This is a genomic window from Rubrobacter tropicus (assembly GCF_011492945.1).
GTDB classification, from domain to species: Bacteria; Actinomycetota; Rubrobacteria; order Rubrobacterales; family Rubrobacteraceae; genus Rubrobacter_D; species Rubrobacter_D tropicus.
The window spans coordinates 65,932-86,641 of sequence record NZ_CP045119.1 but is presented as its reverse complement, the minus strand read 5'-3'; the positions used below and the strand labels follow the sequence as shown (position 1 = coordinate 86,641).

Sequence of the window (20,710 nt, the reverse complement as noted above, 5' to 3'; positions counted from 1 at the left end):
GGTGAACGGTGGTTTGGGGAGTCTTCTCCCCGTTTTTTGGTTTAGCGGGCGAGGCCTGCCAGCTCCGGGGGGGCGGGGTCGGTCTGGGTGTCCCTGGTCCTCTGGCCGATGACGGAGAACCTGTTCGCCTGCGCGGCGGGCCTCGTGTTGCCGGCGTTCGGACCCTCTATCCTGAAGTAGTTCTGGAAGTTACCCCTGGAGTCCCGGATCAGGCTTCCCACGACCGTGTGGAGCACGTCGGGGTTGCCGTGGTAGCCGGCCGGTGCCGCGGGGGCGACCGCGGGGTCCCACCTCAGGAAGTTGTTGAAGACCTGGCTCCTGAGGGCGAGCGAGAAGTCGCAAGTCTCGCCCGGCTCGAGGTCGCAACCGGCCTCGCGGAGCGTCTGGGCGTTCCTCGGGAACTGTCCCCTGTCGTCGGTGGTGACCCGGAACTTACCGTACGGGAAGATCACCGTGTATGCCGTGTTGGGCCTGAGGCCGTCGGCCTGGATCAGGATGAGGCCCGCGGTGGTCGGGGCGTTCCCGGCGTCGGGATCAAAAGCGCCCTCGACGGACATAAGAAGGCTGGCCTGACCCCGCCGTCCCTGGGCGTCGGGCCGGCCCACCGGCATGTTCGCCTCGGCGGACCAGTAGACCACCTCTTGTATGTTGGCCGGGTCCTCTATGGCGCACAGCTCCTGGTCCCCGAGGCACTGGAACGCGTTCTTGCCCTTGGCGTCCGTGTAGGAGACCGGGAAGCCGTTGGCCTCTTCCTCGGCCGAGACGGCCCTCTGATCCGGGGGAGCCGTCTGCGCCCCAACCTGCGGGGCCACGGCCATTAAAGCCAACAACAGTCCTACAACCACCATGACCGACGCCCTAAGCGTGACGATCCTGCCAAAAACGTGTTGCTCCATCGCGATCTCCTCGGTCGTCTTTCGCAATGAGGGCATGATCGACCATCGCCTGAATCGTTACTTCGCTTGCATGGGGGATCTTTGGGTAGCCCGAAAAGGCTCACCCAAATGGGCTAGAAGTTCCGGCCTAGCGCCGGATGGAGGCGCCGACGCGTTTGGTGGCGGTGCGGAAGTCGTAGGTGGTAACGGAGAGGGCGGAGAGCTGGTGCGGGGCTATGCGCTTCTCGAAGTCGCGGAGGTTTATGGTGCGCCTCATGCAGACGAGGGCGGCCTCCCGACAGAGGGCTTCGAGGTCGGCGCCCGAGTAGCCGCCCGTCGCCCGGGCGATCTGCTCCAGGTCGAGATCCGGGTCCGTGGGCATTCCTCTGGCATGGATCTTGAGGATGTGCAATCGCGCTTCAGCGTCTGGCAGGCCGACCTCTATCTCGTGGTCGAAGCGGCCGGGGCGCCTGAGGGCCGAGTCGAGGGCGGACGGGCGGTTGGTGGTCGCTATGACGCAGACCCTCCCGAGGTCGTTGAGGCCGTCCATCAGCGAGAGGAGTTGGGAGACGAGGGTGGCCTCGAAGCTCTCGCTCATCGCGTCGCGGGACGAGGCGAAGGAGTCGATCTCGTCGAAGAGGACTATCGCCGGCGCCTTGGCGCGGGCCTCGCCGAAGATGGAGCGGAGCTTCGCCTCGCTCTGGCCCCAGAACTTGTTGAGGATCTCGGGCCCCGAGACCGCTATGAAGTGCGCCCCGCTCTCGTGCGCGACGGCCCGGGCGAGCAACGTCTTCCCCGTCCCCGGAGGACCATAAAACAGGATGCCCTTGTGCGGCCTGATGCCCATCTTCTTGAAGATCTCGGGGTGCGTTATGGGGAGCTCGACGGCCTCCCTGACCATCTCTATGGTCTCGCGCATCCCGCCGACGTCCTCGTAGCGGGTGGGCGGCACGTTGCGGCTACCGGGCGCCGCCCCGCTCGCCGCCGCCACGTTCGCCCCGCCGCTCCTCACGCTCCGCGCCAGCCGCTCGAAGATGCCCTCCCTATCCTCTGAAATGGGCGCCCTGGCCGGGTCGCGGCCTTCGCGCGTCTTCGCGACCTTCCATTCTGATAGGGGGCCCTTCTCGCGGTAAGACCAGGCGCTATCTTTGCCGGGTTCGATCTTCTCGGGGAGGCGGGCGACGAGCTCGGCCGTCGCGTCGAGGTCGAGGATGGGGCAGTGGACGCACGGGCCGAGGTCGGAGAGGACTCGGTCCGTTATGGCTTCCTTGTCCACCCGGAAGACGGCGTCCTCTTCCATCCGCCCGTAGGCGTACCAGGAGTTGTTCGTCAGGTGGTCGTTGTCGTAGAGGTGGATCTGACGGCAAGGGAAGAGCTGCTTGTCCTCAAGGTGCCTGGGCGTGCACCACTCCCTGGCCGCCGCCCCGGATCGCTGCTTGCGCAAGAAACACCGCATCCCCGCGAAGAGCTCCTCGCCCGAGATCGGGGCGCCGTCCGCCGCGTACCCGGCCTCTCTCTCGCCGCGCAGGAGGCCGGCGAAGTCGTCTAGCAGCCGCCAATCGGCCGGCAGGTCGAGCTCGACGGAGACCCGCGCCCGGCCGTTCGTCCCCGAGACCCCGTACGAGGCGTGGCCGGCCGCCGCGGCGGCTGCCCGCCCGAGGTGGCCTTCTGAGGCTAGAGGAAAATGGACCCTGACCTTCATCTCCCGCCGATTCTAACCCACGCCGTGCGGGGTGGTCGTTTTACAGAGCGGTTTACGGAGCGGCTATCCAGACGTTACGAAAAACGGTCCCAAAGGTTGCCGGGCCGTCCCTCCCCGTTTCGTAAACCGACCCCGGCCTGGTGTCCATCACGGCGCCCGGGCAGGCCGGGGGCACGGGCGAAAGGCTTTACGATAAGACGAACGAGGAGCACGTATGATCCCGGGGGAACTCTGACGAGGGCAAGCCAGGAAAGGTTCAGGAATGAGTACATTCGTATTGATCCACGGCGCGTGGCACGGCGCGTGGTGCTGGGATGGGGTCGCCCCCCTTCTGGAGCGGTCCGGTCACGAGGTCGTGAGGTTCGATCTGCCGGGACACGGCGAGGACCGGACCCCGGCCGCGGAGGTCACGTTGGAGGGCTACACGGATCGCGTCGTCGAGGCGCTCGATGCCCTGTCCGGGCCCGGGGTGCTCGTGGGGCACAGCTTGAGCGGCACCGTCATCAGCCAGGCCGCCGAGCGGCGCCCCGAGAAGATAGGGAAGCTCGTCTACCTGTGCGCGTTGCTGCTGCCCGGTGGAAAGAGCGCCATAGAGGCGTCGCAGGAAGATGGCGATTCGGTGGTGCTGCAGAGCGCCGAGGTGGACGAGGACCGGGGCCGGATCATCCTGTCCGAAGAGGGGATGAGAAAGGCCCTCTACCACGACTGTCCGGAGGAAGACTTCGAGCGGGCCCGGCGTCTGATCACCCCCCAACCACTCGCCCCGTTGGCAACACCTGTGGAAGTGACGGAGGGTAGCTTCGGGAGCGTGCGGAGAACCTACGTACGCACCACCCAGGATAGGGCCGTCAGCCCCGCCGCCCAGGAGAAGATGTACACCGAGTTGCCCTGCGAGAAGGTAGTCTCGATGGCGACGGGCCACCTGCCGTTCTTCGCCGCACCAGGGGAACTGGCCGGGCACCTCGACTCCCTGGCAAAGCTCTAGCCCGGAGTATGCCAGAGAGCGGGGTTCTCCCTCCGGGATAAGACGATGCGGGCGTGCGGCCTTCTTTAACTACTACCCTTCCCACTCCTCGCGCAGCACGCCCATGATGACGTTGTCCACGTACCGCCCGCCGAGCCAGACGTGCTCCCTCATCCTGCCCTCCTCCACGAAACCACAGGAGCGATAGGAGCGGATCGCGCGCCCGTTCGCGGCATGGACCTCGAGCCAGACCCGCCTCAAGTTCCTCAACCGAAAAGCGTAGCCAAGCAGCAGGCCCACGGCCTCCCGCCCGTAACCCCGCCCCCAGTACTCTTTATCTCCAATACCGATGCCGAGCTCGGCGTGCCTGGCGTTCGCGTCGATGTTGAAGAGGCCGCAGGTGCCGATGCACCCACCGTCGGCCTCGATGACGAAGTTGGTCCTGTCGCGCGGCGGGTCCGAGGCCTCCCTCTCGAAGTCCTTCTGCAAACCCTCGAGCGTCCGCGGGACCGGCGGGTCGCCGCCCGCGAGCTCGACCTCCAGGTCGTTCGCGAACCCTAGCAGGCGGGGCAAGTCGTCCCGCGTAACGGCCCTGAGCGTCACCTTCTCTCCCCGCAGCACTATCTTTTGGTCCCGATCGGGTGTCGCATCCAGACGTTCGGCTCCTCGTAGGTGCCGAGGTCCAGTTCGAGGTCCATCCGGACGGGGCAGAGGGCACCCGGCACCACATAGGGGCCGCTCTCAGGGAACCGCATCCCCGTCCAGGCTTCCCACTCCCCCACCGTGCCCGAGATCCTCATGGCCCGGGGCGCGACGCGCAGGATCTCAGCACCGAGCCTCCGATGCACCCGCAGCCACGGGTCGAACGGCAACCCATCGTCCCGCTTCCAGCGGGCGTAGCGCTCCATGGGGGTGAGCGGGTAACGGTCCTTCAACGTCGGCCTTACCGGCGCGATCATCGCCGCGAGCCCCCGCCCGGCGGCCTCCTCCTTCATCGCGCGCAGGACTACCGCGCTCAACCCCCGCCCCTGATGACCGGGCGTAACCATGGCCAGCAGCGTCGAAGCCACCGTCGGACCCCGCCCCGCTTCGAGGTCTCCCACACCCCGCCCAACGGTCTCCCCCACCCCGCCAGGCAACCCATAGAGGCGCCCATTCCAGACAAAAGGAATAGAGTTCCCGGCCGCGACGACGTGGTCATCGTCATCGCAGACCGCAACCTGAAACCCGGCGAAGTCAGCGAAGAGCCTGCCCCAACAACGGTTCACCGCCGCGTCGTGGTGCATGAACTCGGGCAACACGGCCGAGCTCATAGACCGGACGGCCGCCTCGAGATCGGACCTCTCCCCCAGCGTATAGACGCGCCAACTCAAAGCCGACAGGCTGAAATGCTGACCGGCTGGCAAGCTACAACTACAAAAACGCCGGCACCAGCTCGCCCTTTACCAGGTCCGCGTAGTGCTCGCGCTCCCTCACCACGGCCCAGCGGTCGCCGCTTACCATGACCTCCGCCGGCCGGGGACGGGAGTTGTAGTTCGAGGCCATCGAGAAGCCGTAGGCGCCGGCGCCCATGACGGCGAGGAGGTCGCCTTCTTGGGCATCGGGAAGCTCGCGGTCGCGGGCCAGGTAGTCGCCGGACTCGCAGACGGGGCCCACGAGGTCGGCGCCCGTCACGGAGCCGTTCTGTTTTACGGCCCGGATCTCGTGGTGGGCGTCGTAGAGGCTCGGTCGCAACAGGTCGTTCATCCCGGCGTCGGCGACTATGAAGTCCTTCTCGCCGCTCTTCTTGCGGTAGACGACGCCCGTCAGCAACACGCCGGCGGCGCCCGAGATAAAGCGGCCCATCTCGCATAGGATCTTCGTCCCCGAGGCCTCCAGCGTCGGGCGGATGGCTTCGACCAACTCCCCGGGCGTCGGCGTCTCCTCGTCCTTGTACCGGATGCCGAGGCCGCCCCCGATGTTGAAGTACCGGATGTCGAAGTGACGGGCTTTCAGCTCGTCGACCAGGCCGGCCGACCTCTCGACGGAGTCCTTGAAGGGGTCCAGCTTGGTGATCTGGGACCCTATGTGCTGGTGCACCCCGATGATGTCCACGCAACCGTACTCTTTGGCCCTCTCGGCGAGCGCCAGCGCCTGGTCCACCGGGATGCCGAACTTGTCTCGCTCCCTCCCTGTCGTGATGTGGTCGTGGCTGCCGGCGTCCACGTCGGGGTTGACCCGCAACGAGACGCGGGCGCGCTTGCCGAAGCGGGCCGCGATCTGCTCCAGTCGCTCCAACTCGGAGGCCGACTCGACGTTGAAGAGCAGGATGCGCTCCCCGAGACCGGCCATGAGCTCCTGCTCGGTCTTGCCCACGCCCGCGAAGACCACCTTCTTGGGGTCGAACCCGGCCCGCATCGCCCGGTAGAGCTCCCCCCCAGAGACTATGTCCGCCCCGGCCCCGAGAGAGGCGAGAGCCCGCAGCACCGCGAGGTTCCCGTTCGCCTTGACCGCGTAGCAGACCAGGTGGTCGAGGCCCGAGAAGGCCTCGTCGAGTTCGTTGTAGGCTTTCTCGATGGCGGCGTGGCTGTAGACGTAGGTAGGTGTTCCGACCGCGTGCGCGATCTCCTCGAGCGCGACCCCCTCGCAGCGGAGGCCGTCCCCCTCGTAGTAGAAGTCGTCCAAGACCCTCCTCCTCGCTCCGCAGTGGAAGTGCTATATTCTTCGCTCCTGTTACCGGAGCCGTAGGGGAGAATATACCCCGTGCCGACACCCCGCGCGACACCACCGACCGAAGATACCTCGACCACCGGGAGACCACGCCCCCTGCTCCTGAACCCCGTCCTGGAGGGCCAGGGCGCCTACCCCCTCCTGCGCCTCGACGAACGCCGCAAGGAGCTCGAAGAGAACGGACGGGAGACCTTCGATTTCGGCACCGGCGACCCCCGCGAACCGACGGACACGCCTATAAGGCAGGCCCTGAAAGACGGCGTCACCGAGAACAGCCGCTACCCGACCACGGCCGGAAAAAAGGAGCTGCGAGAGGCTTTCACAGGCTGGATGGGACGACGCCACGGCGTAGCGCTCGACCCCGAGACGGAAGTCCTGCCGGCCACGGGTTCCAAGGAGGCCATCTTCCACGCCCCGCTCGCCTTCCTGCACCCCTCGCACGAGAGGCGCGGCGTCGCCTACGGCACGCCGGGCTATCCGGTCTACGAGAGGGGGACGCTCTTCGCCGGCGGCGAGGCTTCGCCCGTGGAGTTGACGCGGGAAGAAGGCTTCCGGCTACCGACGAGATCCGTGGACCCGGAAAAGGTCCGGATAATCTGGATCAACCACCCCCACAACCCGACCGGAGCCAAAGCGTCATACGATTACCTCGAAGAGGTATCCGCCTTCTGCCGCGAGCACGACATCCTCCTCTTCTCGGACGAGTGCTACAACGACCTCTACTCGGGCGAACCGCCGCCCTCTATTCTGGAGATCACGAAGGAGCGAACCCTGGCGTTCTGCTCCCTCTCCAAACGCAGCGGCATGACCGGCTACCGCTCTGCGATGATGGCCGGCGACCCTGAGTTGATCTCCGCCCTCAAGAAGCTCCGTCCCTCCGTCGGCGTCGCCACCCAGTCTTTCGTGCAAGACGCCGCCACCACAGCGTGGAGAGACGATGAACACGTGGAGAAGCGACGTAGAATCTTCGGCGAGAAGCGGGCGCTCTTCGAAGACTTCTTCGACAGGATCGGTCTCCAGTACCTCCCCACGGACGCGAGCTTCTACCTCTGGGTGACCGTGCCCCAGGCGTTCGCCGGTGACGACGAAGCCTACGCCATGCGCCTGCTCGACGAGGGCATAGTCGTTGCCCCTGGCCGCTCGTTCGGGGCCGGCGGCGAGGGCTACGTCAGGGTCGCGCTCGTGCCGGGACTCGAAGAGTGCAAGGGTGCCATAGGGCGGTGGGAGAAGCTCCCCGTCTAAAGCAAACTCCGCGTTCTGCCGGGCATATGCGGTGTGCTAGCATGGTTTTATCGGGCGATTGTCTCTTCGAGGAGAAGGCGCTTTGGGTGCTCTAAGGTCGAGGCCGATGACCGTAGAGGAATTCTGGAACTTGCCGGGCGACGGCAAGTGGCGTTCCCTGGTGCGGGGTGAGGTGGTCGAGGAGATGCCGCCCGGAGGCCTGCACGGGATAGTGGCGTTGAGGTTGGGCTCCAGGCTGGAGCGATGGTCCGAGAGAGGTCCCGGGGGATCCGTCGGTGTCGAATCGGGGTTCGTGCTCAGCCGGGACCCGGCCACGGTGCGCGGACCCGATATCTTCTACGTTAGACCAGACCATGTGCCGGACGCAGGCGTTCCCGAAGCGTTCTGGAACGTGGCGCCCGACCTCGCGGTCGAGGTGGTTTCGCCCGGAGAGAAGGCCGGCGACGTGCGCGAGAAGGTTCGCGACTACCTGGCCGCGGGCACCCCGCTCGTGTGGGTCGTCTACCCGCGCACGCGGGAGGTGGTCGCCCACACCCCGGACGGCCTGGCGAGGACGCACGAAGAGGAGGGCGTGCTGGAAGGGTTCGAGGCCCTGCCCGGCTTCCGTTGCGCCGTCTCGGATCTCTTCCGATAGTGGAGCGCAACCCCGACCAGGCGATGCTCCGTCTCTTAGCCGGGCGCTTCGTATATTGGTGGGTTTCTTTATCGCCCGGGCCGACCGGACGGCCCGAGTCGGGTCAGGAAGGTCGTGCGCGTCCTGAGCATCGTGTTCGCCGCGGTTGCCGTCCCGCTCGCGGTCACGGCCGTACTTGCCGAGCTCCAGTAGCCGGGACCGCTGCATGATCCCCGTTCGGGGCGGAACCGTACTGTAGAATTTCCCGCGATGGACGGGGACGAAAAGAAGCCAGAGGAAAGCTTGGACAGAGCGGAAGAGGCCGGGTTCACGGGGGGACGGGATCGCAGCGCGTCGTCCTTCGGGGGCGAGGAGCATCTTTACCGGGCCTTCTTCCGGGCGGGGCCGGACGGCGTGCTCTTCGCGGACGCGGGCGGCGGCATCCTGGACGCCAACGAGGAGGCTTGCCGGCTGTTGGGGCGCGGGCGGGAGGAATTGCTGGCGCCGGGGGGAGGTGAGATCTTCGACCCCTCCGACCCGCGGCTCGCGGCGGCCCGCGGGGAGCAAGACCTGACGGGCTCCTTCCGGGGCCACCTGCGCGTGCTGCGGGGTCACCCCGGCGGCGAGGTCGGGACGTTCGAGGCCTCCGTGACGGTGGCGGGGTACGTGGACGGTGCGGGAGAGAACCGGCTAGTGATAGTCGTGCGCGACACAGAAGAGCAGAGACGCCCCGACCCGGAGGTCAGCAGGGGCGCGGAGGAGACGTTCCTCTCGATAGCGAGCTACGTCGGGGACGCCGTGGTGGTCTTCGAGATCGACGGGTCTTTACGCTACGTCAGCCCGGCGCTGGAGCGGTTGACCGGGTACGCGCCGGAGGAGCTCGTGGGGTTCGTGATGCTCGACGTGATCCACCCGGAGGACCTCGAGATGGTGGTCGCCGAGAGCGTCGAGATCTGGGACTCCCCCGGCATAGCCCCGCCCTTTATCTTCCGCCTGAGGCGCAAGGACGGCTCCTGGGCGCACCTGGAGTTCGCCATGAACAACCTCCTCGAAGACGAGCGCGTCGGCGGCGTGGTCGTCATCATCAGGGACGTTACCGAACGCGTGCGGGCCGAGGAGGAGGTCAGGCGCCTTAACTCGGAGCTGGAGCGGCGGGTGGCCGAGCGCACCGCTGAGCTCCAGGCAGCCGTCACGAAGCTCAAGGAGAACGAGGAGCTGTTCAGGGCCACCTTCGAGGGCGCGGCGACGGGCATAGCGCTCCTCTCCACGGAAGGACGCTACCTGCGGGCAAACCGCCGGTTCTGCACGATCACGGGCCACCGGGACGGAGAACTCGTCGGCGAGGACTTCCGCGACACCATCCACCCCGAGGACGCGCCCGGAGACGAAGAACGCCGCCTGCGCGTGGCGGCGGGCGAAACCCCGGACTACTCGGCGGAGGTGCGGTACCTGCGAGAGAGCGGCAGTCCCGTATGGGTCCAGTCCAACGTCTCGCTGGTGCGGGACGATTCGGGCGGGCCCGCCTACTTCATCCTCGTCGTGGAGGACATAGACGCGCGCAAGAAGGCCGAGCTCGCGCTCGGCTCGCTCACGCTGCGGGAGAAGGAGGTACTTTTGCGCCTCGCGCGGGGCGAGACGAGCCGCCAGATCTCGGACAGGCTCTTTATCAGCTACAACACGGTCCGGTCCCACGTGGCGAGCATCATCGTCAAGCTCGGCGTCGAGAATCGGACCCAGGCCGCCCGCCGGGCCATCGAGTTCGGCCTCGTCCTCGACGACGCGAAGACCGTTTAGAGCTATCAGCCGTCAGCACGCTTCGGCTTCGCCTCAGCTTTCAGCGTTCAGCTTCTTGTTCTTGCCGAAAGCCGATCGCTGAAAGCTCCATGCAGAATCCTTTCTTCGCCCCTTGCTAAACTGCCGGGCTATGAGAGAGAAGATAGAAGCCGCGTTCGATGACAGGGACCTATTAAAAGACGAGGAACACCGCGAGGCCGTCTTCGGGACGGTCGCGGCGCTGGACCGGGGGGAGTTGCGGGTCGCCGAGAAGCGTGGTGACGAGTGGAGCTCCAACGCCTGGGTGATGAAGGCGATCAACCTGTACTTCACGGTCGCCGAGATGGAGACCGTGGAGGCGGGCCCGTTCGAGTACCACGACAAGATCCCGACGAAAAAGAACCTGAACGAGGCGGGCATCCGCGTGGTCCCGCCGGGGACGGTCCGCTACGGGGCCTTCGTGGAGCCGGGCGTCGTCGTGATGCCAGGCTACGTCAACATCGGGGCCTACGTGGGGAGCGGCACGATGGTCGACACGTGGGCGACTGTCGGCTCTGGGGCCCAGATAGGCCGGAACGTGCACCTCGCGGGCGGGGTCGGGATAGGGGGCGTTCTCGAGCCGCCGGGGGCGATGCCCGTGGTGGTCGAGGACGACGCGTTCATAGGTTCGAGGTGCGTGGTCGTCGAGGGGGTGCGGGTCGAGGAGGGGGCCGTGCTCGGGGCGAACGTGGTCCTGACGGGCTCCACCAGGATCATAGACGTAACGGGCGAGGAAGAGGTGGTCCACAAGGGCCGCGTCCCGGCCCGCTCGGTGGTCATCGCGGGCACCCGCACCCGCGAGTTCCCCGCCGGGTCCTACGGGGTCCAGACGGCCCTGATCGTCGGCCAGCGCCGCGAGTCGACCGACAGGAAGACCTCCCTGAACGAGGCCCTGCGCGAGTTCGGGGTCGGCGCTTGAGGGAGCGGCTGCTCGAATCGCTCCTCTTCTTTCTGGAGCGCCCGAGCGTGATCGGTGAAGAGAAGGCCCTGTGCGACGACCTCGAAGCGCGGATACGGGAATCTCCGGGCTGGGAGGTGCAGCGCATCTCCAACAACCTGATGGTGCGCCGCCCGGAGCCGGACGCCTCGCGTCAGAAGGTGGTCTTCGCCGGCCACCTCGACACCGTGCCGCAGCCGGATGAGCCCATCGAGGTCCGCGTCGAGGGGGACCGGGTCTACGGCAGGGGGGCGTCGGACATGAAGGCCGGGGACGCCGTGATGCTGGCGCTGCTGGAAGACGTGGACTGGGGCGCGGCCCGGTTCGAGCCGATGTTCGTCTTCTACGAGCGGGAGGAGGGCCCCTACGCCGAGAACGGGCTAGAGGCCGTCTTCGCGGGGAGCCCGTGGGTGCTGGAGGCGGACCTCGCCATCGTGCCGGAGCCGACGGACGGCGCCCTGGAAGTCGGGAGCGTCGGGACGGCGCAGATCGAGGTCACGTTCCGGGGCAAGTCCTCGCACGCTGCCAGGCCCTGGCAGGGGGAGAACGCGATCACGAAAGCAGGGGCGTTCCTGGCGATGCTCCACGAGAGGCCGGCCGAGGAGGTGATGGTGGAGGGCCTCCCCTTCTACGAAGTCCTCACGCCGACCACGGCGAGAGGCGGGCGGGCCAAGAACGTCGTCCCCGACTCGTTCTGGATCAACGTCAACCACCGCTTCGCCCCGGGCAAGGACATAGAGGACGTAAGGCGCCTCTTCGACGATCTGCTCGGCGACGAGGCGACCTACGAGGTCCCGGACTTCGCCCCCAGCGGCTCTGTCGACCTGGACAACCCGCTCCTCCGGGAGTTGATCTCGACCGGCCTGGAAGTGCGTCCCAAGCAGGCCTGGACGGACGTGGCCCGCTTCACCGAACGCGGCGTCGCCGCCGTCAACTTCGGCCCCGGCTCGCCCTCCCAGGCCCACCAGGACGCCGAACACGCCGAGCTGCCGTTGCTGGAAGCGTGCTACGGTCGGCTGGAGAAGTTCGTCGGCTAGAGGTTTCAGGCTACAGGCATCAGGCTTCAGGGAGCCGCCTTGCTTCTAGTGGAGAAGCCGCCTTGCCACGACGGTAGGTGCGCGGACCCGCACCGGGGGCCACGCTCACCGCGCCCACGCACCGGAACCGCAGACCTGAAAGCTGATGCCTGATGCCTATATACTCCTTCCGGGGAAAACCGATAGCAAGGGGGATGCATGAGACGCACGAGGTTTAGCCGCAGGGAGTTCCTGAAGGCGGGCGGGACCGGGCTCGCGGGTGCGGCGTTGCTCGGGAGCGGGGCGCTGGCCGGTTGCGGCGGCGGTTCCGAGGCGGGCGGCGACGACATAGTCTTCTCCTGGGGTCCCGACGACACGGGGGTGTTGCCGAAGCTGATCGAGGCGTTCAACAAGCAGAGCAGCGGCTTCAAGGTCCAGTACCGGGAGATGCCTTCCGACACCGGCGAGTACTTCGACCAGCTCAGAACGCAGTTCCAGGCCGGGGCAAGCGACATAGACGTGATCGGGGGGGACGTCATCTGGCCAGCCCAGTTCGCGGGCAACGGCTACATCGCCGACCTCTCCGACCGCTTCACCGACAGCGACCAGTTCCTGCCGGGCCCGATGGAGGCCATGAGGTTCGAGGACGGGATCTTCGGCGTCCCCTGGTACACCGACGCGGGCCTCCTCTACTACCGCCAGGACCTCCTTGAGAAGAGCGGCTTCTCCGAACCGCCCGGGAGTTGGGATGAGCTCGTCGAGCAGGCCAAAAAGACTCGGCAAGACGAGGGCCTGCCGTTCGGGTTCGTCTTCCAGGGCGGGGAGTACGAGGGCGGCGTGTGCAACGGCCTGGAGTACATCTGGACCCACGGCGGCGACGTTCTCGACCCGAACGACCCGAGCAAGGTCGTGGTAGACAGCCCCGAGTCCGTGGCCGGCCTCACGACCCAGCGGAGCCTGATCGAGGACGGCGCCACCACCCGCGCCGTGCTCCAGTACCAGGAGGACGAGTCCCACGGCACCTTCGTGCGCGGGGACTCCGTGTTCCTGCGCAACTGGCCCTACGTCTACGCCCTCCTCTCCAACCCGGACGAGTCCGAGATCAAGCCAGGCCAGGTGGGCGTCGCCCCGCTGCCTGTATCGGGCGGGCAGAGCGCGAGCGCCCTGGGAGGCTGGAACTTCTTCGTGAACGCCGCCTCGGAGAAGCAGGACCAGGCCTGGGAATTCATCCAGTGGATGACGCAGCCGGAGCAGCTCAAGAAGAACGCCCTCGAAGGCTCCAGGCTGCCGGTCCGGCGCGAGCTGTACGAGGACCAGGAGATCCTGAACAAAGTCCCCGTCGCCAGGCTCGGCAAGGACGTCATCATCCAGAACTCCCGCCCGAGGCCCGTCTCCCCCGTCTACTCGGACGTCTCGCTGGAGATGGCGGAGAAGTTCAACGCCTCCCTCGCGGGCGAAATGTCCCCCGAAGACGCCGTCTCGGCCCTCCAGGAGGAGTTGTCGAGCCTAGTCAAGCAGGGCGAGGCGGCGGGTTAGGGCGGTTCGCTACGCGAACCGCCGCTTTCGGCTATCAGCGGTCGGCTTTTGGCTTTTCTCTGCGGAGCACTTCGTCCGGGCGGGTGTCCGTCTCACAGGGCCGCGTCTTGCCGCGTGGGTGCTCGGCGGCCGCTGTTTTTGCTGACGGCTGACGGCTGAAAGCTAGTTCGTCTTCAGACGAACTCTCAGGAAATCGAAGAAGACGCGGAGGACGGCTACGGCCGGGACTGCGAAGACCACGCCGGCCAGGCCCGCGAGTTCGCCTCCGCCTATAACGGCGAGGAGGACGAGGACGGGGTGGACGTGGAGGGCGTTGCCCTGGATGCGGGGGGTAAGGAAGTTGCCTTCTAGCTGCTGGATCAGGGTGTAGACGACTATCACCAGGATCACGCGCGTCGTCGTCGACTCTATAGTGGGCGTCGCGTCTTCGAAGACGGCGGCCACTATAACGGCCGGTATTCCGCCCAGAAAAGCCCCGAGGTAGGGGATGATCGCGGTGGCCGAGACCCAGGCGCCGAGCAGGATGGCGTAGGGGACGTCGAGCATGTAGAGGGCGAACGAGGCGAGGGCGCCCTGGATGACGACGACCACCGCCAGCCCGCCGAGGTAGCGCGAGAGCGACTCGCCGAAGGCGTTCCAAAGGTCGCGGAAGTCGCGCCTGTAGGCCCTTGGGGTGGCCCGCAGGTAGGCGGCCTTCACCTTGCGCACGTCGGCCAGCAGGTAGACCCCCACGAAGAGCACCCCGAAGAGGGCGACCCCGAAGCCGAAGGCCCGCGGGATGAGGCCGAACAGGCCCCGAAGCACGTTCTCCGTGAGGCTCTGCACGCGGTCGAAGAGGTCGTTGACGATCCTCTCGCCAAACTCCTCCGGGTTGGAGCTCGGGAGCAACTGGCGTTCGTCCAGGAAACCGATAACGTCGAGCAGGAGACGGTTGGCCTGGTTGGCGATGGTCGGCACCCGGACCACGAGCTCCCTGAGCTGCTCGATCAGCAGCGGCACCAGGTAGAACAGGCCGAGCGCGAACAGGCCGAGCAGGCCGAGCACGGTCACGAGGATCGCGGCCGGCCTGGGCATCAGGTGGGAGAGCGCCCGCACCGGGAACGAGAGCACGATGGCGAGCGCCATCCCCCCGAGCGCGACGATGGGCACGGTGGGCGCCGCGTACAGCACCAGCGCTAGCGCCACGACGGCCAGCGCGATGATACCGACGAGCACCCGCGCCGAGACGTAGATCGGGGTGGGCTCACCCCCTGTCGGACGCTCCGCAGCGGCCGGACGCGTCCTCGCGCCGCGCCCCAGCGCCCTCCGCAAAGCCCCGAACATACCGCCCCGCTTCATCTTTCCCGGCTCTCCCGGTACGAGATCACACCCCCATTCTACGCGTGTGTGGGCGTCCAAACCCGGCAACATTTGACGCTACTCGGATCCCGTAGACGAATGAGGGAAGCCCGATTATCTCCGACAGCGACTCCACCCGTGCCGCGGGAGACTCACGCACCCGATTTTCGGGAACCGGGCTTGCCGGTCGTTCGATCGCACCATCGAGCCCGCCGAGAGCGCGGGCCGCTCTAGGAGATCTCTATCTCGCAGTTGACGTAGACGTCATTCTGGTCGGGGCCCCCTACGCTCAGGGACTGGTCGTAGTAATCTAAGCCGGGCCCGCAATCGACGAAGTCAACCGCGTCGTCTTTGATGGTGCTGATGGAGTCATCCCCCGGGCCGCCGTACACGTGGTCGCGTCCGGCGCCGCCGATCATGAAGTCGCCGTCTTCGCCGCCGTACATGCTGTCCGCCGCGGCGTTCCCCCTCATGGTGTCCACCCCCGGGCCGCCGACCAGCCGGTCGGGCCCGCCGAGGCCGAACATGGCGTCGTCCCCGCCGAAGCCGCGGAGCGTGTCCGCGAGGACCGCGCCCTTGAGGGTATCGTTCCCTTCCGTTCCATCGAACACGGCCGCAGAAGCCGCCCCGCTTGCGAGTAGCAGCGCCAATGCCATCGCCGCCAACGCCGAACCCATCCGTCGCACAGGCGCCTCCCGATTGCTTTTTGCAGGTCCTGACTTGACCATCGTCAGTCCATCATGTCGTCGCCGGGATCGGCGAACACCGCGTCGTCGCCGTCACCGCCGCGGGCAAAGTCGTTGCCCTTTACGCCGTCGCGGGCGCGAAGCGTGTCGAGGCCGGCGTTGCCGACGAGCTTGTCGGCCCCTTCGCCCCCTGCGAGGGTGTCGTTGCCGACGAAGCCGAGGATCACGTCGTTACCGCCCTCGCCCGAGAGGACATCGTCTCCCCCGAAGCCGCAGATCACGTCCCGGCCCGACGTTCCTTTTATGACGTCCCTGCCCGCGGTGCCCGAGATGGTGCAGGTCCCGAGCCAGGTCTCCGGCGCCGGGAGGACCCCGGTTCTCGCCGAGGCGAGCACCTCGGGTGCGTACCCCGAGTTGCTCGAATGAACGCTGACGAGGCCGGACAGGATTCCGGCCTCGGTCGGACGGACCTTCAGGGTGAAGGTGGCCGACTTGCCCGCGGCCACCTCGCCCAGAGAGCAGCGGATCAGGCGATCCGTTCCCGGTTCGCAGGAGCCCTTCGCGTCACCGTTCACGAACCCGGCGGAGATGAACGTCGAGCCTGCTTCCACGCCGGTTGTGAGCTCCACGTCCCTGGCGGTTTCGGGTCCACCGTTGCGCACGGTGGACTCGTAGAGGAGCGTGCCCCCAACGAAGACGGGGTCGGGCTGGTCGGAGAGGGTCAACCTCACCGCCGCCCCGGTCTCCTGGCAAGCCTGGGCCGGGTCATCCTCCGGCAGGTAGACCTTATGGTCGGGCTCGGCGTAGGCAACGCCCTCCGAAGCCCCGTAGAGCGCCACCGCCTCGGGAACGGTTAGGCCGGCGGGTAGGGTCACTATCCAGAGGCGCTCGAGGCCGCGGCTCTCGTACTCGCCGCCCTCGCCGTTGAGGGCCTTCATGGCGTCCAGCGCCTCTGCGGACGCGTCGGGCTCCATCCTGACGAGTATGTGCCCCGTGTCGTACCCCGGGTCGCAGGCCTCCTGGGAGGAGGCGCGCCCCGCTCCCGGCCCGGCTAGAGCGGCGATACAGACCGCCAGGATCAACGCCAGGACCGCAAACACCGTCGCCCCCGACTTCACACGCAAGACCTTCGCCGACACTACTTGCCCCCTCCTCTGCCCATGACTACACCCCTCTCGGACCCTACCGGGCCCGCAAACACGGTTTCCGGCTGCGCTTTCGGGTATCTGCTCCAGGGCGTAGGCCACCCGCATTGTCGCCAACCGGCGGGGCGGAATCTATAGGGAAACGGCTAAAGATTGTTAGCCACCGGGGCCAGGATCGCACCGCTGGTACCCTGGCTCAGGCCAGGTGCGCGGCCCCGTTTTGCCGGGCCAACGCGAGCGTCTCGTCGTCGAGGGGAACGCGCTCGGCCCCGTAGCGGGCCTCGGCTTCGGCGGCGAAGGCTTCGAGGAAGTCTTCGACGGGGGCCCCGTTTCCGGCGCGGCGGGCGCTGCCGACGCTCTCTGGACGGAAGGGTAGACCGAGGGCGCCGTAGAACTTCGCGAGGACCCGGGCGAGCTCTTCTTCTCCCTCTACCAGCACGATGCCGCCGACGCTCGTCGCCCTGCGCGTCACCCGCTGGGCGATGCCGCAGAGCTTCATGCCGCCCTCCCACCCGCCGACGCGGATGCTGTGGTCGCCGGGGCAGAACTCGTCTCGCACTTCGCCGACCTCGGCGTCTCGCAGCCCCACGCGCGAGAACGCGCCGAGGACCAGCGCCGCCGCCTCGTCGTAACGTTCTCCGATGCCGCGGCCCACCTCTTCTTGCGCCGGGCGGATTATGGAGAATCCGAACGTTCCCGCGTCCGCGGCCGTGGCGCCGCCGCCGGAGGACCTTACCAGGACTGGGTACCCGTCGTCGTTGGCCGCCTTCACGGCGCTCTCGAAGCCGGGCCTGAACGTGTCGCGGCGGGTGACGCCGACGTGGCGGGTGGAGGGCGTGATCGAGACGGTTGCGGGCCTCTCTCCGGCTGCGACTTGCTCGAAGACGGTCCGAAAGTAGCCCGAGGCCGTCACCGGGTCCCGGAAGCGCCCAGGCAACAGGAGGTCCAAATCCCTACCCTTTGTGATCAGCGGGGCGCTTCTTGCCCCGGCGGGGCAGGCGGCGCAAGGCCTTGTAGAGCACGACCGCGGCAAAGAGTATGGCGGCGAGGGCCAGCATCACCGCGAGGGGTATGCTCTCGGCGAGGCCGTTCACCCAGCGCTCCGCGGCGAAGGCGAGGTCGGTGGCGCCGTTGGCGGCGTAGAAGCCTTCGAGCGCCGAAGTCCCCTGAAACGCTATAAAGAGGGTCCCCAGCAGGATGAACATGACGCCGGAGACGAGGTTGGTGGAGTGTACGCCCACCCCGCCCGGCAGCGTTATCTCGCGTCCCCGCAGCCAGCGGCGACGCCCGAGGTCGAAGCGGTCCCAGAGAAGCGCTATCCCGAACAGAGGGGCGGCCATGCCGGCCGCGTAGGTGGCGAGCAGCCCGGCGCCGTAGATGGGCGAGCCGGATGAGGCGGCGACGGTAAGGACCGCGCCAAGGATGGGCCCGGAGCAGAAGCCGGCGAAGCCGTAGACCGCCCCGAGGGCGAAGGTGGAGATGACGGAGTCGCCGTGGGCCCCTCCGAACCGGGAAGGCACGAACGAGAAGCCGCGGCCCGCTATCTGGAGTATGCCGAGGGCGATGATGATAAGCCCCGAGACCAGGATCAGGGTCCCCCTGTAACCGTAGACGAGCCGGCTTACGGCCGCGAGTCCCATACCCAAAGGGACGAGCGTAACCACGAGCCCCCAGAAGAAGACCCCGGTCCTCCACACCAGCTCGAAGCGCGACTGGAAGGCGTAGGCGAAGAACGCCGGCAACAGCAAGGCGCTGCAAGGACTCAAGAGCGAGAGAAGTCCCCCAAGGAAAGAGGCGAGGAGGGAGACCTCAACCACCCTCGGCCTCCCTCTCGGCCTCTTCTATAGCCCGCTCGAAAGTCTCCAGCGGCTGCAGGCCGACTAGCACCTTGCCGTTTATAAAGAACGTGGGCGTGCCGCTGATGCCGAGCCCCTGTCCCTCCTCGAAGTCGGCCTGGACCACGCCCTCGTAGCGGGCGCTCTTCAAGTCTTCCTCGAACCTCCGCGTGTCGAGGCCGGCTTCCTCGGCGAGCGCGGTGAGGCTCTCGTCGTTGTAGCCGCCGCTGTTGCCCGAGGACTGGTTCTCGTACACGAGGTCGTGGTACTCCCAGAACTTTCCCTGGGCCTGGGCGGCCCTGGCGGCGATGGCCGCGTCCACGGACTCCCGACCCTGGTAGGGAAAGTCTTTCCACTCCAGCCTCAACGTCCCGCTCTTCACGTACTTTTCGTACAGTTCCGGTTCCACCTCACGGGCGAACTTGCCGCAGAACGGTCACTGATAGTCCGAGTACTCGGTAAGGACCACAGGCGCGTCCGCGGACCCGAGCGTGGGGGTCCCGAGCTTTGCGGTCCGGCCTTCGCCGGCGGGCTCCTTCTGGGCCTGTCGCCGGTCGTCCGATGCCGCCTGAGGGTCCTCCCCACCGCCTCCCGACAGCACGATAGCGCCGACTGCCAGAAGCGCGATCAGGGGCAGCCCCACGAAGAGCGGCCACAGCCGCCCGGCCCCCCGTCCCTGCTCGTTACCTCCGCCTGTACCGGACAGTGGATGCCTCCCTCCGGGGCGTGCGGCCAACCCGCAAAAGCCCACGCGTCTCTGCTTTCCGGATCGTGTTTTACAACAATCCGCAAGGGGATGTCGTGACCGGTCCGTCTCCCGGGCCGAAGCCGGGGGCGTCGCGTGCTACAATGCGCGCCGTTTAGGGGCCGGCGCGGCCCACTCCGCCTTTTATCCGAAGGAGCTATTCTTATGGAACGACAGGGGAAAGTGCTTATCACCGGCGGGGCCGGGTTTCTCGGTATCAACCTCGCGAGACACTTGCTCTCCCGCGGCTACGAGGTGGCCTCCCTCGACCTCGAACCTTTCGACTACCCGGAACGCGGCCAGGTCGAGGAGCTAACCGGCGACATCAGGGACAGGGCGTTCGTGGACCGCGCCGTCGAGGGCGCGGACTTCGTGGTCCACACGGCCGCCGCCCTCCCCCTCTACTCGGCAGAGGACATCTACACGACGGACGTCGAAGGCACCCGCAACATGCTGGACGCCGCTTTACGCCACGGCGTGAAGCGCTTCGTCCACGTCTCCTCGACGGCCGTCTACGGGATACCGGACCACCATCCCCTCTACGAGACGGACAAGCTGGAGGGCGTGGGTCCTTACGGGCAGGCCAAGATCCAGGCCGAGATGGTCTGCCTGGAGTACCGCGCCAGGGGCCTGACGGTCCCGATCATCCGCCCCAAGTCCTTTGTCGGACCGGAGCGGCTCGGGGTCTTCGCCCTCTTCTACGACTGGGCGCACACGGGGCACGACTTCCCGATGATCGGCTCGGGCAACAACCGCTACCAGCTCCTTGACGTCGAGGACCTCTGCGACGCCATAGCCCTCACCCTCACCCTCCCGGAAGAGCAGGTGGACGACACCTTCAACATCGGTGCCGCCGAGTTCACCACCATGAAGGAGGACTACCAGGCGGTCCTCGACGAGGCCGGACACGGAAAGAAGATCCGGGGCTTCCCCGCAGCCCCCGCCATCGTCGGCCTCCGCGTCCTCGACAAGCTGGGCGTTTCCCCCCTCTACAAGTGGGTCTACGAGACCGCCTCCAAGGACTCCTTCGTCTCGATCGAGAAGGCGCAAGCGCAGCTCGGCTACGCCCCCAAGTTCTCCAACAAGGAGGCCCTGCTCCGCAACTTCCGCTGGTACCTGGCGAACCTCAAGCAGTTCGAGAACGCCTCGGGCGTCTCCCACCGGGTGCCGTGGAAGCAGGGCGCCATCGGCCTGCTCAAACGGTTCTTCTAGGAACACCCTCTCCGCGTTCGGCTATCGGCTCACCGTCCCGATTAGCGACCGAAGCCCGATAGTCGAACTTGCGGTTCGCGGGGCGCTGATCCCCCGTAGACCACCCCGTGCCCACGAGGAAGCAAATTTTGCCCATATCTAGCCCAAACGGGTGATCCACACCAGACGTTATATGCGTAAAATGTGCAAGGCGGGCCGGCAGAGCTGCGACTTTTCGTTCTTCAGCTGCTTTCACGTCAACCGGCCCGCCACCTTATGACCCGGCACCATGCCGGTTCGTTACGGTCCCCTCCCGGATGGCGGCGTACGAAAAGAGGCGGGGAAAGAATCCCCCGCCTCTGTC

The 20,710-nt window shown here is 67.0% G+C and carries 18 protein-coding genes and 1 pseudogene; 8 read left to right on the top strand and 11 right to left on the bottom strand.

Translation table 11 applies throughout. The features are described from left to right. Positions 1–41: 41 nt before the first annotated feature. Together GBA63_RS00440 and GBA63_RS00435 are read right to left on the bottom strand one after the other, a co-directional pair. Complete coding sequence (locus GBA63_RS00440; protein ID WP_166172438.1) at positions 42–896, bottom strand: hypothetical protein; 855 nt, start codon at positions 894–896, stop codon at positions 42–44. 127 nt (positions 897–1,023) lie between these two features. Further along, positions 1,024–2,577: an ATP-binding protein gene (locus GBA63_RS00435; protein ID WP_207956995.1), complete on the bottom strand. Its 1,554-nt coding sequence runs from the start codon at positions 2,575–2,577 to the stop codon at positions 1,024–1,026. A 262-nt stretch (positions 2,578–2,839) separates the two neighbouring features. Here GBA63_RS00435 and GBA63_RS00430 point away from each other — a divergent pair, with 262 nt between their 5' ends. After that, positions 2,840–3,562 carry an alpha/beta fold hydrolase gene (locus GBA63_RS00430; RefSeq protein WP_166172436.1) on the top strand — a complete coding sequence of 241 codons (723 nt, stop codon included), beginning with the start codon at positions 2,840–2,842 and terminating at the stop codon, positions 3,560–3,562. 72 nt (positions 3,563–3,634) lie between these two features. Here the strand turns inward: GBA63_RS00430 and GBA63_RS00425 are convergent, their stop codons facing one another. From GBA63_RS00425 to lysA, 3 genes are all read right to left on the bottom strand, one after another. Then, positions 3,635–4,144, bottom strand: a complete 510-nt coding sequence (locus GBA63_RS00425; protein ID WP_166172434.1) for a GNAT family N-acetyltransferase — start codon at positions 4,142–4,144, stop codon at positions 3,635–3,637. Positions 4,145–4,161: 17 nt separating this feature from the next. Continuing rightward, positions 4,162–4,854 carry a GNAT family N-acetyltransferase gene (locus GBA63_RS00420; protein ID WP_166172432.1) on the bottom strand — a complete coding sequence of 231 codons (693 nt, stop codon included), beginning with the start codon at positions 4,852–4,854 and terminating at the stop codon, positions 4,162–4,164. A gap of 100 nt (positions 4,855–4,954) precedes the next feature. Then, the gene (gene lysA, locus GBA63_RS00415) at positions 4,955–6,205 is read right to left on the bottom strand and encodes a diaminopimelate decarboxylase (protein WP_166172430.1); all 1,251 of its coding nucleotides are present in this window, start codon (positions 6,203–6,205) and stop codon (positions 4,955–4,957) included. A gap of 78 nt (positions 6,206–6,283) precedes the next feature. On the opposite strand from lysA, the gene dapC reads away from it, so the two are divergent. The 6 genes from dapC to GBA63_RS00385 all read left to right on the top strand — a co-directional run bounded on the left by dapC (position 6,284) and on the right by GBA63_RS00385 (position 13,406). After that, a complete protein-coding gene (dapC, locus tag GBA63_RS00410) occupies positions 6,284–7,492 on the top strand; it encodes a succinyldiaminopimelate transaminase (RefSeq protein ID WP_228282245.1) in 1,209 nt (402 codons plus the stop codon). A gap of 106 nt (positions 7,493–7,598) precedes the next feature. Next, complete coding sequence (locus GBA63_RS00405) at positions 7,599–8,126, top strand: Uma2 family endonuclease (RefSeq protein WP_166172428.1); 528 nt, start codon at positions 7,599–7,601, stop codon at positions 8,124–8,126. Between the two features lie 282 nt (positions 8,127–8,408). Continuing rightward, on the top strand, positions 8,409–9,899 hold the full coding sequence (locus GBA63_RS00400; RefSeq protein WP_166172426.1) for a helix-turn-helix transcriptional regulator: 1,491 nt from the start codon (positions 8,409–8,411) through the stop codon (positions 9,897–9,899). A 130-nt stretch (positions 9,900–10,029) separates the two neighbouring features. After that, positions 10,030–10,836, top strand: a complete 807-nt coding sequence (locus GBA63_RS00395; protein WP_166172424.1) for a 2,3,4,5-tetrahydropyridine-2,6-dicarboxylate N-succinyltransferase — start codon at positions 10,030–10,032, stop codon at positions 10,834–10,836. Next, entirely contained in the window at positions 10,833–11,891 is a 1,059-nt protein-coding gene (dapE, locus tag GBA63_RS00390) for a succinyl-diaminopimelate desuccinylase (RefSeq protein WP_166172422.1), read from the top strand. The genes GBA63_RS00395 and dapE overlap by 4 nt, the downstream gene beginning before the upstream one ends. A 198-nt stretch (positions 11,892–12,089) precedes the next feature. Further along, positions 12,090–13,406: an ABC transporter substrate-binding protein gene (locus tag GBA63_RS00385; RefSeq protein WP_166172420.1), complete on the top strand. Its 1,317-nt coding sequence runs from the start codon at positions 12,090–12,092 to the stop codon at positions 13,404–13,406. 162 nt (positions 13,407–13,568) lie between these two features. On the opposite strand, the gene GBA63_RS00380 is transcribed toward GBA63_RS00385, so the two are convergent. From GBA63_RS00380 to GBA63_RS23050, 6 genes and pseudogenes are all read right to left on the bottom strand, one after another. Continuing rightward, a complete protein-coding gene (locus GBA63_RS00380) occupies positions 13,569–14,744 on the bottom strand; it encodes an AI-2E family transporter (protein ID WP_166172418.1) in 1,176 nt (391 codons plus the stop codon). Between the two features lie 230 nt (positions 14,745–14,974). Next, positions 14,975–15,421, bottom strand: coding sequence for a calcium-binding protein (locus GBA63_RS00375; protein WP_207956994.1), 447 nt, complete (start codon positions 15,419–15,421; stop codon positions 14,975–14,977). Positions 15,422–15,474: 53 nt separating this feature from the next. Next, the gene (locus GBA63_RS00370) at positions 15,475–16,569 is read right to left on the bottom strand and encodes a S8 family serine peptidase (RefSeq protein ID WP_166172414.1); all 1,095 of its coding nucleotides are present in this window, start codon (positions 16,567–16,569) and stop codon (positions 15,475–15,477) included. 202 nt (positions 16,570–16,771) lie between these two features. Continuing rightward, positions 16,772–17,524 (bottom strand): lipoyl protein ligase domain-containing protein, encoded by a 753-nt coding sequence (locus tag GBA63_RS00365; protein ID WP_166172412.1) that lies wholly within the window; start codon positions 17,522–17,524, stop codon positions 16,772–16,774. 4 nt (positions 17,525–17,528) lie between these two features. Further along, positions 17,529–18,392: a cytochrome c biogenesis CcdA family protein gene (locus tag GBA63_RS00360; RefSeq protein WP_166172410.1), complete on the bottom strand. Its 864-nt coding sequence runs from the start codon at positions 18,390–18,392 to the stop codon at positions 17,529–17,531. Beyond that, a pseudogene (locus GBA63_RS23050) lies at positions 18,385–18,834 on the bottom strand (DsbA family protein); the annotation flags it as partial. The pseudogene GBA63_RS23050 and the gene GBA63_RS00360, both read right to left, overlap by 8 nt. Before the next feature lie 486 nt (positions 18,835–19,320). On the opposite strand from GBA63_RS23050, the gene GBA63_RS00350 reads away from it, so the two are divergent. Next, the gene (locus tag GBA63_RS00350) at positions 19,321–20,367 is read left to right on the top strand and encodes an NAD-dependent epimerase/dehydratase family protein (protein WP_166172408.1); all 1,047 of its coding nucleotides are present in this window, start codon (positions 19,321–19,323) and stop codon (positions 20,365–20,367) included. Positions 20,368–20,710: the final 343 nt, after the last annotated feature.